Below are 13,934 nucleotides of genomic sequence, written 5' to 3'. Positions count from 1 at the left end.
GATATTAATCTTTTAACAATCATTTAAAAAATAACACATATTACATGGCACTTAAAGAGATTTCACTTTTTGCAATATTGTTTATGCTCCTTTTAGGAAGCTGCAAAGACCAGCCGGCTTCCAAGGAAAATAAGCTTCTCCAAAACAGTATTAAAAAAGATAGCATTGCTCCCGAAGTTCCAAGTGAAGAAGAAAAAGAAGAAGAGGAAGAGGAAGCCTTTGAGCTCACAGAGGATAATGCCATAGAGTTTTTCTTCAATTACAGCAAAACCCTAAAGGAGAATAAGGTAAAGCTTACCACTAGTCTAGGAACCATTACAATTCAGTTGTTCAACAACGTCCCCTATCACAAAGCCAACTTTATATACCTTACCAAAATGGGGTATTTTAATAACACCTATTTCCATAGGGTGGTTAAAAACTTTATAATACAAGGAGGAAATGCCGACAATGTGGAAACGGCCGAAAAAAGATCGAAGATAGGACGGTATCTTTTACCTCCTGATACTAGAAAAGGACACAAACACCATAGGGGAGTTGTATCCATGCCCAGTAGTGAAATTAACAACCCCCATAAGTTGGCATCACCCTACGAATTCTTTATTGTAGTTACCAAACCGGGCTCCTATCATTTGGACGGAGGATATACCCCATTTGGACGGGTGATAGACGGTATGGATGTGGTAGACAAAATAAACAGCCAACCTGTGGACAACGGGGATTGGCCTTCCCAAAACATCTATATTCTAAAAGCGGAAGCTTTTGAATAGAGGATGGACAATTGGGAAAAAATAGAAAAAAAAATGGGCCCCTACCCATACCCTACTTTGATCCCCATTGTAAATTAAACCTATCACACCTTGGAATGGCGATATATATTGGGCAACGAGATTTTAAATTTAACGGCAAGTAATCGGATTCCTATGACAATCAATATGGTAGCTACATAGGCGTATGCCTCGTCATAGGGCAATTTACGCAAAAGAAAAAAACCGATGCCCCCTAATATACATGCCGTGGCATATATTTCCTTTCTAAATATTACAGGTATTTCATTGCATAATATATCCCGTATTACCCCTCCAAAACAAGCTGTTATTGTTCCAAGGGCAATACACATAACAGGAGGCAGGCCCGACTGTAGTCCATGTGAAATACCTACCATGGTGTACAGACCAATACCAATGGTATCAAAAAGAAACAGCGACTTTCGTACATACTTCAGCTGATCCCTAAAAATAATTGCAAAAACAACGGTTCCGGCAATTACATAAACGTACGTTGGTTCCTGCATCCATAATACGGGAGTATTTCCAATCAGCATATCCCTTAACGTACCACCTCCAATAGCTGTGACAAAAGCAATGATAAATACACCAAATAGATCCAATTTCTTATCCATGGCCACCATAACCCCCGAAATAGCAAAGGAAATTATTCCTAATATATCAATCACAAAATAAAACATAGGCTATGGTTTCTGGGTGTAAAAATTATAATCCTTTAATACGGTATCAATATATGGCACATCATAAAGGTCGGAATTTGAATTTAAAAGACTCTCCACCTTATCGCGTAAGGCCTTCATTGTCTTAAAATCATGACTTTTTCTGGCAATTTGGTAGGTCTCCTTTATGAGACGAACATCCTTATCGGTCAATAAAGTAACATTGGTAAACTTAGGGACATAGGTTTCCTCTACCTCTTCCAAAATGGTATGGGAAATTTTTACCGAATTTTTTGTACTAATGACCACGGTACCGGCCGCGGCATCCCCCAATCTTTGTTTTTTATCGGTAAATAAAATGGTCAGCAATCCTACAGACCCAAAGAAAAGCCAAATATCAACCACACGTAGCATCCACCTAACCAATAAATTGGACCAATGCACCGGGGATCCATCCAATCTTACCACCCTTATTTTCATGAGCATTTTCCCTACTGTTCTACCATTGAATAGGCTGTGCATTATTAAGCTATAAAACATGGCTGGAAGAAAAATAAGGCTCTCCAATCCTATTTGTGTCCAACTATCGTCAAACACATATCCTATGGCCGTTCCAATCACCTGCACAAGCACGGCATATAGGTATAGTATAAATCCGTCGATTAAAAAAGCTACGATCCTTTCACCAATACCAACAATTTTATAATCTAGGTTAACATTTTGCGTTGTATTGATTTGAAGTTTGGACATATTAGTATTATTTTTATTTCTTAAAGGATTATCCCAGTATGCGTGAGGCAGCTTTTGTGAAGCAAAATAAAGAAAAATGGATAGCATTTGAAAAGGCTATCAACTATAATGCCCACATTAGCCCGGACGAATTTGCCCATGGTTATATTCAACTGACCAACGACCTTGCCTACGCACAGACCTATTACGCGGAAAGCAAGACTTTATTGTACTTAAATTCCTTGGCATCCCAGGCACATCAAAAAATATATAAAAACAAAAAGGAGAATCGGAATAGAATAGTGGATTTTTGGAAAACGGAATTCCCGCTTTTCTTTAGGCAATATCACAAAACCTTGGGTATCGCCTTTCTAATTTTTATGATTGCCGCTGCTATAGGTAGTGTATCCGCAATGAACGACGATACCTTTGTAAGATTGATTTTAGGTGATGCCTATGTTAACGAAACCCTCAACAATATTGCCAATGGAGACCCAACGGCCATATATAAAGGAGGTAGTGAAATTGGTACTTTTTTAGGGATTACCATTAACAATATAAAAGTAGCCTTTATGGCCTTTTCCTTTGGGGTAATTACCAGTATTGGCACCGCCTATATTCTATTCAGCAATGGCGTAATGCTGGGAGCATTCATTACTTTTTTTTACACTCAGGATGTCTTTTACCAAGCAAACAAACAGATTTGGCTACATGGAACCATAGAAATTTCCGTCATTATCATTGCTGGGTGTGCCGGATTGATCATGGGCAATAGTATCCTGTTCCCCAAAACATATTCCAGACGCGCTTCCTTTATGAAGGGTGCCAAGGATGGATTAAAGGTGGTGGTCAGCACCATTCCCTTTTTTATAATTGCCGGATTTATAGAAGGGTTTATTACCCGCTATTCCAATATGTCCCCTTGGTTGGCGTTTTTAATTATAGGCTGTTCCTTACTCCTGATTCTTTTTTATTATATCATTTATCCCATTTTGTTAAACCAATCTTATGCAAGTCAAAAACCAGGAAAAATTTATTGAACTTAGAGTCGATAGGGACTTTGGGGATATCATCAATGTTTACTTCGAATTCTTCAAGCAAAACCTTAAAAAATTCACCAATGTTTTCCTAAGCTACAATGGAATTTTCCTAATAGGGCTATTGATCGTTAGCTACTTACTGGTATCCGGAGTAATAGGCCTAATCACCGATAACCAAAATACAGTCCTGGATACAATAGGTTCCGGCAGTGAAGCCTATATAATGTATTTTATCTTTGGAGGAGTTTTGTTCTTTATAATTTTTTTAATGGTAGCCGTGCTAAATTATAGTCTCAGCACTTCCTATATGATAAAATACGAAGAGCGAAAAGGACAGAATTTTGATAAAACCGACGTTTGGCAAGAAGTAAAAAATAATTTGGGAAGCATTGTTATTTTTATTTTGATAGTGATACTGCTTTTTTTTGGTCTTATGATCGCCGCCGTAATCTTGACCTTTATTCCCTTGGCAGGAATGCTTGCACAATACGTAATTCAATATTTCATAATGGCATGGGTCGGCGTATCATTTTTTGTTATGCTAAAAGAAAAAAGAGGTGTTACGGATGCCCTAGGGGAGGGCTGGAACTTGGTGACCAAGAATTTTTGGAGATCGGTAGGGGTTAATTTTATCCTAGGATTTTTGATCGGTCTTTTGTTTATGGTCGTTATTATGATTCCAGGGATTCTTATAGGTATCTATACTTTTCACGTAGTTCAAAATGATGTAGATCTGGGAGCTTCTGTGGTACCCACCATCATTTACACTTTAGGGACTTGCCTATTCCTTATCATAGGGGTTTATTCACAATGTTTATCACAGTTCGTAAATGGACTCTTGTATTTTTCACTGCACGAAAAAACATATAATTTAAATTCAAGAAGCAAAATAGACCAAATAGGCCATCAAGACCAGTGATAAGATTAGTTGCCACCTTTTATTGTTTTTTCATCCTATTCCCCGGTTTGGCCCAAGGGGAAAAAGATTCGGTACCCTTACCCCAAGATACCAACACTAAATTGGTGTTGCGGACATTGGATGAAAATCTTTCCGAAAAGTATCAGGGAAAAGAATTCAACTATGACATCAAGGACGGGGATTCACAAAATTTACTGGCCCGCTTTCTCAATTGGGTGATGAACGGACTCAGGAATGTTTTTGGTATTGACATTCCACCAAGGATTACCCAACTGATGGAATATCTAATTTATGGGTTAATGGGAGCTTTGGCCATCTACTTGCTCATACGATTCCTGACGGGAGAAAACGCTTCGTCAATATTTAGGAAAAAGGAGGCCCCGGCCATAAATCTTAACCTGGCAGAAGAACATATAGAAAGTTTGGATCTGGAAGCGCTGATAAGTGATGCCATACAACAAAAAAATTACAGATTGGCCATTCGCTATCATCATCTAAAGGTATTAAAAACACTGTCCCAACATCAAATCATTGAATGGCATTATGAAAAAACAAATCAGGACTACGAAAAGGAAATAATAGTCCCGGAAACCAAATTGCTATTTAAGGATGTATCCTATCTGTACGACCATATTTGGTACGGGGAACAGGAAATAGACGAGTTTAAATACAAGGCAGCCCAAATGAAGTTTGTACACCTAAACAATATAAGTACCCATGGATAAGCGTTCCAAAATAATCCTCGGGTTGTTTCTTGCGGTACTTATTGGTATTGTGGTAACCGAGGTTGTTCGCCCCAAGCCGGTGAACTGGAGGCCTTCCTATACATCCTCGGACAAAATTCCCTTTGGATGTTATGTATTGTACAATGAACTTCCAGAATTATTCCCGGGACAAAAAATACATACTTCCAACCAAAGTTTGTACAATATCTTGGCGAACCGGGATCCCACCAGCGCCTCCAGCTATTTATTGATCAATGATTTCTTGGAACTTGACAAACAGGAGGTCAATAAATTACTTCAATACGTACAGGACGGCAATGATACCTTTATTGCTGCTTCCAATTTCGGGACCTACCTTTCGGATACCCTAAATATTGAAGTTGAAACCCAATACACCATTACGGAGGATACTGTACGGATAAGTCTTGCCAACAGTACATTTTCCAAACAAAATTACCCCTTAAAACGGGGAGTTTACAATACGCATTTTACTTCGGTAGATACATTGAACTCAACGGCCTTAGGGTATATCGCATTTAATTCGGAACAGGGGCCTTTACCAACTGCATCCATAAACAAAAACAAGGCACTAAATTTTGTAAGGGTAAAATTCGGCAAGGGCCATTTTTACCTCAACACTACTCCGCAAACGTTCACAAACTACTATATGCTGAGGGGCAATCAGGAGTATGTGGCACATGCCCTTTCCTATCTTAAGGATATAGATATTTTTTGGGATAATTATAAAAAATCCGGAAGAATCGTAATAGATTCCCCTATGCGCTTTGTACTTAACCAAGAACCCTTAAAATGGGCTTATTATCTCAGTATGATGGGATTATTGATCTTTATAATATTTAAGGCGAAGCGGGAACAACGTATCATTCCAATAATAAAACCTTTGAAAAATTCATCCATTGAATTTGCCAAAACCGTTGGAGGGCTGTATTATGAGCATAGGGATTATACAGATTTGATCATCAAAAAGATTAATTTTTTCCTGGAATATATTAGAAGTACTTACCACCTAAATACCGAAGCTATCAGTGATAAGACTGCTATGGATCTAGCGGGAAGGTCGAATAAACCACTCATAAAAGTCAAGGAGCTTTTAGATTTGATTGTACATCTTAAAAACAAGAAACATCACAGTGAACAGGATGTAATTCACCTGAACAAATTATTGAATCAATTTAAAAAATAATACATGGAAGAAAGTCAGCAAGGGGAAGACCACCAACCGTTGGAGTTTAAAAATAGGATAGACCTAGGTCAACTACAGACATCGGTGGCGCAGATAAAAACGGAATTGGGAAGAGTCATCATTGGGCAACAGGAAATGATAGAACTACTTATTATCTCTATCCTCGCCAATGGACACTCCCTAATTGAAGGGGTTCCCGGAGTAGCCAAAACCGTTACAGCCAAACTTTTGGCAAAAACTATGAACGTAGACTTCAGTAGGATCCAATTTACGCCGGATCTAATGCCGAGCGACATTTTGGGTACGTCTATCTTTAACGTAAAGACTTCGGAATTTGAGTTTAAAAAAGGCCCCTTATTTTCCAATATTATTCTTATAGATGAAATAAATAGAGCCCCCGCCAAGACGCAGGCAGCTCTGTTTGAGGCAATGGCCGAACGCCAAATTACCATGGATGGACTAACTTATGAAATGCGGCCGCCATTTTTGGTATTTGCCACCCAGAATCCTATAGAACAGGAAGGTACTTACCGACTTCCAGAGGCACAATTGGACCGATTTCTTTTTAAAATCAAAGTGAACTATCCGTCCTTGGAAGAAGAGATAGAGATTCTGGAAAGTAAACATCGCCAAAAAAACCAGAACTTGGAAAGCATAATAACCTCAGTGCTTAGCGCTGCCCAAATAGCCAGCTACCAAGAGGTTATCAAGGAAATTATAATAGAGAACAATTTAATGAAGTACATAGCAGGAATTGTCCATAATACACGTAACAATGGCAATCTATACCTCGGGGCCTCTCCAAGGGCTTCCATTGCTATCATGGACGCCTCCAAAGCGCTGGCAGCTATTAACGGGCGAGATTTTGTAACCCCGGATGATATTAAAAAGGTGGCATCCCCAATATTGGGACACCGGGTTATATTGACACCAGAAAGGGAAATGGAAGGATTTACCCCGGATAAGGTGATAAAACAAATTTTGGAGACTATTGAAATTCCAAGATAAAAATCAAAGCCTATCGGCCCAAAAATTCATCTTAGCTACCTCAAGCAAATGAAAAAAATCCTGAGAAACATCTATCTACAAAAAAGATTCTTTATTGTATTTACTGGTTTGGTCTTTGGTTTTTTGATCTCCTATATGGTACCGGACATTTTGGGGGCACTAAAATTGTTGTTCTATGTTTTTGTCCTATTTGTTGCGGTCGATATTATTTTGGTATTCGCCTCCAAAGGCAGAATCAAAGGTATACGTTCGGTTCCTGAAAAACTTTCCAATGGGGATGAAAACGAAATTAAAATAAGCGTGTCCAATTCATATTTGTTCCCCGCCGGATTGAAAATTTTGGATGAAGTCCCCCATCAATTTCAAAAGCGCGATTTCGGAATTTACACTACTCTTGGGAAAGGAAAGGAAAAGGTTTTTAAGTATTATCTGAGACCTACCGAAAGAGGAGTATATTCTTTTGGGAATTTAAATGTCTTTGCCCACTCCCCTATTGGTTTCATTTGCAAAAAGTACACTTTTGGCAATGAGCAGCAAGTCCCGGTGTACCCCTCCTTTCTACAATTGCGGAAGTACGACCTTATGGCCTTTTCCAATAAACTCTTCGAATACGGCCTTAAAAAAATTCGCCGTATTGGCCATACCATGGAGTTCGAGCAAATAAAGGACTATGTCCTAGGAGATGATATCCGGAACATCAACTGGAAAGCAACGGCTAAAAAAGGCGGCTTGATGGTTAATCAGTACCAGGATGAAAAATCACAACCTATTTATTCCATAATAGATAAGGGCAGGGTAATGAAAATGCCTTTTAACGGACTTAGCCTACTGGATTATGCAATCAACGCTACATTGGTCATTTCGCACATTGCCCTTAAAAAGCAGGACAAGGCCGGAATGTTTGCCTTTGGTAAAAAAATTGAAAATAGGGTAGTTGCAGAAAGACGAAGCTCCCAAATGAACCTTATTTTGGAAACACTCTACAATTTGGAAACCAATTTTGAAGAAAGTGATTACAGCCGACTATACGCCGATATTAAAAGGCATATCCCCCATAGAAGCCTGCTCTTACTCTATACCAATTTTGAGACCTTGGATGCCCTGCAGCGACAACTACCCTACCTACAAGCTGTTGCCAGGGAACATTTATTGGTGGTCATTTTCTTTGAAAACACCGAATTGATCAAATTTACGGAAGAAAAAGCCGAGACCATTCATCAAATATTTGAGAAAACAGTTGCCGAAAAATTTATTTATGAGAAGAAGCTTATCGTTAACGAATTAAGGAAATACGGAATTCAAACCATTCTAACAAAACCGGAGCACCTGACCATAAATACCATTAACAAATATTTGGAAATAAAAGCACGGGGACTTATTTAGTATTAAGAATACATCAATTCCTTTGGATATCCATTTCCCAACTACCAAAATCCATATTTTCTTGGGTTATATGGACCAACATCTCATTTCGCTTTCTATGCTTCCGCTCCGAAAATATATCAATAGTGATTCCAATGGAAACCCCACCCAATACCGTAGCCGCAAGATCCCTATTATCCCATCCACTATATTTATACTCATCATATGCCTCTTTGGCCAAGCCTGCCAGCAAACTTGAAGTTACGGAACCGGCAATTCTCCAATAGCGGTTACCTCCCGATAAGCCATCCGCTATATCTGCTCCAATAGCACCACTTAGGGTACCTGCCGTAAAATGTTTCACCTTATCCTTTTCCAGTTGTGCACACAATGGCATGGAGCACAAAAAAAACATAAACCCAACTATAACATACTTCATCGGCCACAAAGATACTAATGCCAATACAAAAACTCTTAAATGGGGATTTATAAAAAATATGTATCTTAACAAGAGTTAATCAATATTAAAAAAATGAATTCCAATTATACCCGCATATTTTCAGGAAATTTTATTTTGGCCCAGACCATATTCAACCAACTCAAGGCCATAGGCATAATACCGGTTATAAAGGATGAATCCGAATCTGGAAGATTGGCAGGTTTTGGATCGAGCATCCAAGGGAACCAGGAAGTTTTTGTCCATGCCGATGAGTTGGAAAAAGCGCAAAGTATTGTCCAAGAAATTATTGGTGCTTAAAAGTAGGTGTGGACATGAAATTTATCCCTGAATCGTTCTTGACCCTAAGGTTTATACAAATGGCCTAGTCTAAGTTTTTAAAATATCAACTTTGCCCCCTTTGCTTCACAAACAGTTGATCCCTTGTATAACCTACTGGAATTCACTACTTTTAGATAAAATAAAAAATCACTTTTTCATCTCCCCTGTATAAGAGCGATCACAGAATTCCCCTTCGCAATTAAACAGTCCTTATTAAAAAAATTGAAACAACCTATCTTCAGACATGGGTTGACGCATTGTAGCACCTTGGAAATCCAAATTAGATTTAATAGCATCAACATAAAACTTCAACATCATGAAAACAAAACTAAGCTTGTCCATATTCTTGCTAGTGCTATTGGCCATATCCCTTTATTGGAAACCGCAAACCACCCCCGAGGTGTTGGAGGTAACACAGGAAGCCGGTTTTTACTCCATGAAATGTACTGTTGCCAAATATCTTTTGAGCAATGTGGATACCACCCAACAAATTGCCCCCTTATTTGCCAACCTTGGAAATTTACATTTTGGGATAAGTACCAAAGACCAAAAAGCCCAAACCTATTTTGATCAGGGCGTAAAACTTACTTATGCCTTTAATCATGCCGAAGCCCACCGCTCGTTTATGGAAGCTTCGCGACTTGATCCAAAGACCGCCATGACCTATTGGGGACAGGCTTACACATTGGGGCCCAACATAAATGACCCCACGCCCGATGACGAACGAAGAATAAAAGCATATGAAGCAATCTTAAAAGCCAAGAACCTGTCTCAAAACAGTTCGCCCAAAGAAAAAGCTTTAATAGAAGCTTTGAGCCATAGATATAGCGATGATATAACCAAAGAATTATCAGAATTGAACATGGCCTATATGAGGGCCATGGCAAAAGTAGTGGAATCATTTCCGGATGATGCCCATGTACAGACCTTGTACGCGGCATCCATAATGAATACGATGCCATGGAACTATTGGGACCTAGAGGGCAACCCGGCTCACAACACCCTTAAAGCCAAAACTGCGCTGGAAAAGGCCATGGAATTAAACCCCGATCACCCAGGAGCGCACCATTACTATATTCATATGGTTGAACTTCCCAAACCGGACCTAGCCATACCCAGTGCGGATAAACTAGGGTCCTTAATGCCGGCAGCCGGTCATATTGTACATATGCCTTCACATATTTATATTAGGGTAGGAAGATACGCGGATGCAGTAAAAGTTAATGAAGCCGCTATTTTGGCAGATGAGGATTATATCTCCCAATGTTATTCCCAGGGTATGTATCCCTTGGGATATTACCCTCACAATCTGCACTTTCTATGGTCTGCCTCTACACTCCTGGGCAACAGTGACAAAGCCATTAATGCCGCCAAGAAAACTGCGGAAAAGGTCCCAATTGGCGAAATGGCAACTTTGCCATTTTTACAGGATTTTGCCTCCTCACCACTTTTGGCCTATACCCGTTTTGGAAAATGGAATGAAGTTCTTACCATCCCCTTCCCTGGAGATGAATATAAACATCTTAAACTTATTTGGCATTACGCAAGGGGAATTGCCTTTATCAGGAAAAATAATATCAAGGAGGCCAAAGAAGAATTGGAGGCCCTAAGGCTCATGAAAAACGATCCGGAACTAGAAACTGTTCTGGCCAATTACACCAATCCATCTTCAAGTATAGCCCAAATTGCACATGGGGTTGTTTCAGGTGAGTTAGCCAGTGCCATTGGAAATATTCCAGCGGCTGTGCAACACCTAAAGCAAGCTGTATTATATGAAGACCAGTTAATTTACAGCGAACCAACAGCATGGCATATACCGGTAAGACAGACCTTGGGTGCCGTTTTACTAAAGGCCCAAAAATATAAAGAAGCTGAAGAAGTGTATAAGGCAGACCTGGAAATCCTCCGCCAAAACGGCTGGTCTTTAATGGGTCTGTATAAAAGCCTTATTAGCCAAGGTAAAATGGAGGAAGCAAAAAAGATCGAGCAGGAATATAATGATGCATGGAAACATGCCGATATCCCTTTAAAAACTTCTGTATTATAATTGTGCACAACAAAATAACGAAACACGGCTTAAGGAAGTGTGCAAGGTGTTTTAAAAACCCTTTCCCTTTGTGGGAATTATGCAGAAATGAATTTATTGCTCCTCCTACAAATGCTTGGCTTCTTCCTTGGCTTGGGCAAATTCCGCCATCATGTCCATCACAATTTGGGCAGCGGGTTTTATTTCATGGATTAGTGCCGCTACCTGGCCAATTTCCAATTCCCCTTCCTCCAAATCGCCCTCGAACATTCCTCTTTTAGCCCTGGCCCTGCCCAAGAGGGATTTTAGTTCCTCTACCGTTGCACAGCCCGCATAGGCTTTTTGTATATCGGCATAAAACTTATTTTTGATCAAGCGTACCGGAGCCAACTCTTTTAATGTCAATTGTGTGGCACCATCACCCGCCTCTACCACTTTTTGCTTAAACAAGGGGTGTGATGAGGCTTCATTGCTGGCTACAAATCTACTGCCCACCTGAACCCCATCGGCACCCAAAACCATAACGGCCAACATGGCTCTACCAGTAGCAATTCCACCGGCAGCTATTAAAGGGATGCTTATTTTTTCCCTTACCGCAGGAATCAATGTAAGTGTGGTGGTCTCATCCCTACCATTGTGCCCGCCAGCCTCAAAACCTTCCGCTACAATAGCGTCTACCCCAGCTTCCTCGGCTTTTTGCGCAAATTTCACACTACTCACCACATGCACTACAGTGATGCCCCTGTCCTTTAAATAGGTAGTCCAGGTTTTAGGATTTCCTGCCGAAGTAAATACAATCTTTACATCAAGCTCCACTATGATCTCCATAAGCTGCCCAATATCCGGATACAACATAGGAACATTAACGCCAAAAGGCTTATTGGTAGCCATCTTGCACTTCTCTATATGTTCTCGAAGTACCTCCGGATACATGGATCCCGCTCCAATTATACCCAATCCACCGGCATTGGAAACAGTAGATGCCAAACGCCAGCCACTGGCCCAAACCATACCGGCCTGGACTATTGGATATTGAATTCCAAAAAGATCGGTAATTCTATTTCCCATTATTCTTTTATCAATTTAAATTTCTTACTGATTCCATCCACCTTCACATGAATAATATATATGGCCTTGCTTAAATTATCCACAGATATTTGCTCGTTGCCTTGGTTAAATTGCCTTTCCAGGATACGTTTTCCGTAGATGTCATACAGTGTCACTTGGGCATTCCCATAGGTTTCGGGGAGCTGTACTTGAAATGCTGTCTTTGAAGGGTTCGGATATAGGTACCACAAATCATCTTTGCCTTTTGAAATATCGATCCCCAATAGCACCAAGGGTTTGGCGAAATTGGGTATTCCATAACCCATTCGTGAATTTGGATTTTGATAAAGGGAAGAGGATTCCCGTACCATGTCCATAATTTCCATATTGTCTTTATCAGGAAAAGCCTGCCAAAGGGAAGCGATGGCTCCAGCCATAATAGGTGAAGCAAAAGAGGTTCCATTATTTCCCACCAATCTATTGTCCGGCCCAATTACCGTTGCCCCTTTGCCCAAGGCCATCCCATCTGGTTTAATCCTATTATCTACGCTTGGCCCCCTGGAACTAAATGCCACATAGTTGCCGGAGGCATCAACCGCTCCAACCGCAAATACATTGGCATCTGCCGGAGCCGTAATTTTGCCCCAAGAACTATCACCGGAATTCCCTGCAGAATTCACAACCAATATCCCTTTTTCAGTTGCTATACTGGCACCCCGGGAAATAAACGCCGTATTTCCATCCATATCCACTGGGGAATAACTATAGCGTGGATTATCATAAGTACTATAGCCCAAGGAACTGTTAATAATATCTACCCCAAGGCTATCTGCCCGCTCGGCAGCCTCTACCCAATAACTTTCCTCCACTGGTGTTTCGGTAGCGGCATCTTCTGTTCTAAAGAGAATATAACTTGCATCAGGGGCGGTACCAACAAACCGTCCGTCTACAAAACCAGCCATATCGGACAGCACCCTTGTTCCGTGATCATTTCCATTGGTTGCATAAATGTTTGTTGAGCGGGCAACAAAATCGTACCCACCCCATAAATCATTGTTGGCACGTAAACGATCAAATGCCTCCATTTGATCCACATTGGGAAAGCCACTATCCAAAACGGCAATTAAAAATCCCTCACCGGTAAAGTTATTATAGTGCAAGACATCCACTCCCAATTGTTTTACCTGCACATCGCTTTGGCCATAGACAAAATCCGTCTCTTGCTGCAAAAACTTGTTTACCTGGTTATTGGATTTACTTTCCGATGTAATAACCGGGCCAGACCTGGCATTTAACACCCTATCGGCATAAGAAATACGGTCTACAAACTGAAGGTTCGTTAAGGCTGCAATATTGGATTCACTGCCTATAACGTGGACGCAATTGAACCATTTGGACTTGGACTTGACCGTGATGCCGTTTTGCTGTTTTAACTGGGCAATATAGTCCTCGTTGACAGGAACATCCCTTTCGTCTATGGCTATATTGAATCTATTCTTCTTTTGTATTGCCCGTTCCGATAAAATACTTGATGGATTTAAAATGGACTCCTCCACTTGGTCTTTATCATTAAAATATACCCAGGCATGTTCTTGTGCCCTTCCCCAAACCGAGAATATTATAAATAATAAAAGAGTAGCCCTGGCCAT

The 13,934-nt window shown here is 40.2% G+C and carries 14 protein-coding genes; 9 read left to right on the top strand and 5 right to left on the bottom strand.

Features of this window, described 5'->3' with window-relative positions; genetic code table 11:
• Positions 1-44: 44 nt before the first annotated feature.
• Positions 45-770 (top strand): peptidylprolyl isomerase, encoded by a 726-nt coding sequence (locus QSE00_RS06550; protein ID WP_286105369.1) that lies wholly within the window; start codon positions 45-47, stop codon positions 768-770.
• A gap of 83 nt (positions 771-853) precedes the next feature.
• Here QSE00_RS06550 and QSE00_RS06545 read toward each other — a convergent pair whose 3' ends face one another.
• Complete coding sequence (locus QSE00_RS06545; RefSeq protein ID WP_110357814.1) at positions 854-1,468, bottom strand: trimeric intracellular cation channel family protein; 615 nt, start codon at positions 1,466-1,468, stop codon at positions 854-856.
• Positions 1,469-1,471: 3 nt separating this feature from the next.
• A complete protein-coding gene (locus QSE00_RS06540) occupies positions 1,472-2,197 on the bottom strand; it encodes an RDD family protein (protein ID WP_286105368.1) in 726 nt (241 codons plus the stop codon).
• A 38-nt stretch (positions 2,198-2,235) separates the two neighbouring features.
• On the opposite strand from QSE00_RS06540, the gene QSE00_RS06535 reads away from it, so the two are divergent.
• Genes QSE00_RS06535 through QSE00_RS06510 form a run of 6 tightly spaced genes read left to right on the top strand, consistent with a single transcriptional unit; the run spans position 2,236 to position 8,455 of the window.
• Positions 2,236-3,216: a stage II sporulation protein M gene (locus tag QSE00_RS06535; protein WP_286105367.1), complete on the top strand. Its 981-nt coding sequence runs from the start codon at positions 2,236-2,238 to the stop codon at positions 3,214-3,216.
• Positions 3,185-4,135, top strand: a complete 951-nt coding sequence (locus QSE00_RS06530) for a hypothetical protein (protein ID WP_286105366.1) — start codon at positions 3,185-3,187, stop codon at positions 4,133-4,135. Before QSE00_RS06535 ends, QSE00_RS06530 begins: the two co-directional genes overlap by 32 nt.
• A complete protein-coding gene (locus QSE00_RS06525) occupies positions 4,132-4,860 on the top strand; it encodes a hypothetical protein (protein ID WP_286105365.1) in 729 nt (242 codons plus the stop codon). The genes QSE00_RS06530 and QSE00_RS06525 overlap by 4 nt, the downstream gene beginning before the upstream one ends.
• Positions 4,853-6,064, top strand: coding sequence for a DUF4350 domain-containing protein (locus QSE00_RS06520; protein ID WP_286105364.1), 1,212 nt, complete (start codon positions 4,853-4,855; stop codon positions 6,062-6,064). Before QSE00_RS06525 ends, QSE00_RS06520 begins: the two co-directional genes overlap by 8 nt.
• 3 nt (positions 6,065-6,067) lie before the next feature.
• A complete protein-coding gene (locus tag QSE00_RS06515; RefSeq protein ID WP_286105363.1) occupies positions 6,068-7,072 on the top strand; it encodes an AAA family ATPase in 1,005 nt (334 codons plus the stop codon).
• Positions 7,073-7,120: 48 nt separating this feature from the next.
• Positions 7,121-8,455 carry a DUF58 domain-containing protein gene (locus QSE00_RS06510; RefSeq protein ID WP_286105362.1) on the top strand — a complete coding sequence of 445 codons (1,335 nt, stop codon included), beginning with the start codon at positions 7,121-7,123 and terminating at the stop codon, positions 8,453-8,455.
• Positions 8,456-8,468: 13 nt separating this feature from the next.
• On the opposite strand, the gene QSE00_RS06505 is transcribed toward QSE00_RS06510, so the two are convergent.
• Entirely contained in the window at positions 8,469-8,873 is a 405-nt protein-coding gene (locus tag QSE00_RS06505; protein WP_181422939.1) for a hypothetical protein, read from the bottom strand.
• Positions 8,874-8,966: 93 nt separating this feature from the next.
• Here QSE00_RS06505 and QSE00_RS06500 point away from each other — a divergent pair, with 93 nt between their 5' ends.
• Both QSE00_RS06500 and QSE00_RS06495 read left to right on the top strand, forming a co-directional pair.
• Positions 8,967-9,191 carry a putative signal transducing protein gene (locus tag QSE00_RS06500; protein WP_286105361.1) on the top strand — a complete coding sequence of 75 codons (225 nt, stop codon included), beginning with the start codon at positions 8,967-8,969 and terminating at the stop codon, positions 9,189-9,191.
• Positions 9,192-9,528: 337 nt separating this feature from the next.
• Positions 9,529-11,259 (top strand): tetratricopeptide repeat protein, encoded by a 1,731-nt coding sequence (locus QSE00_RS06495; protein ID WP_286105353.1) that lies wholly within the window; start codon positions 9,529-9,531, stop codon positions 11,257-11,259.
• 105 nt (positions 11,260-11,364) lie between these two features.
• On the opposite strand, the gene QSE00_RS06490 is transcribed toward QSE00_RS06495, so the two are convergent.
• Positions 11,365-12,306, bottom strand: coding sequence for an NAD(P)H-dependent flavin oxidoreductase (locus tag QSE00_RS06490; protein ID WP_286105352.1), 942 nt, complete (start codon positions 12,304-12,306; stop codon positions 11,365-11,367).
• The gene (locus tag QSE00_RS06485) at positions 12,306-13,934 is read right to left on the bottom strand and encodes a S8 family serine peptidase (RefSeq protein WP_286105351.1); all 1,629 of its coding nucleotides are present in this window, start codon (positions 13,932-13,934) and stop codon (positions 12,306-12,308) included. The genes QSE00_RS06490 and QSE00_RS06485 overlap by 1 nt, the downstream gene beginning before the upstream one ends.

It is taken from the genome of Arenibacter flavimaris, assembly GCF_030291335.1.
GTDB lineage: Bacteria > Bacteroidota > Bacteroidia > Flavobacteriales > Flavobacteriaceae > Arenibacter.
The sequence above is the reverse complement of the archived record's forward strand: the minus strand, read 5'-3'. Positions and strand labels throughout refer to the sequence as shown.